General features: G+C 50.9%; 1 protein-coding gene, 1 tRNA gene and 1 rRNA gene. 2 read left to right on the forward strand and 1 reads right to left on the reverse strand.

Annotation, left to right across the window (positions count from 1 at the left end):
• Both QSK07_RS22700 and QSK07_RS22705 read left to right on the forward strand, forming a co-directional pair.
• Positions 1–74, forward strand: a 16S ribosomal RNA gene (locus QSK07_RS22700); the annotation flags it as partial.
• An 88-nt stretch (positions 75–162) separates the two neighbouring features.
• Positions 163–237: transfer RNA gene (locus tag QSK07_RS22705), tRNA-Glu, on the forward strand.
• On the opposite strand, the gene QSK07_RS22710 is transcribed toward QSK07_RS22705, so the two are convergent.
• On the reverse strand, positions 225–452 hold a 228-nt coding region (locus QSK07_RS22710; protein WP_285797975.1), incomplete at its 5' end, for a hypothetical protein. The two genes, QSK07_RS22705 and QSK07_RS22710, sit on opposite strands and share 13 nt — an antisense overlap.

Below are 452 nucleotides of genomic sequence, written 5' to 3' on the forward strand. Positions count from 1 at the left end.
CTTTGTGATTCATGACTGGGGTGAAGTCGTAACAAGGTAACCGTAGGGGAACCTGCGGTTGGATCACCTCCTTACCTGAAGATACCTTCCGGCGCAGTGTCCACACAGATTGTCTGATAAAAAGTAATGAGCAGGACGGCTGCGAAGTCGTGACACTATCGTGTCCCCTTCGTCTAGCGGTTAGGACTCCGCCCTTTCACGGCGGCAACAGGGGTTCGAATCCCCTAGGGGACGCCACCTGCTTGGTGACAGGTGAAAGATGTCTCCATACAGTATCTCAAAACCGATTTGGTTGCGTAAGCAGCCGGGCCGCGTTTGAGATATTTGCTCTTTAACAATCCGGAACAAGCTGAAAATTGAAACGACGTGTCGTTTTCATTCTCTGTAACAGGAATGAAAAACGCGACGCGGTCGGGTCTCTCAAATGCTTGCAGCTCGCAGCGTTGTAAAAC

It is taken from the genome of Pantoea sp. QMID4 (assembly GCF_030270445.1).
Classification (GTDB): Bacteria; Pseudomonadota; Gammaproteobacteria; order Enterobacterales; family Enterobacteriaceae; genus Pantoea; species Pantoea vagans.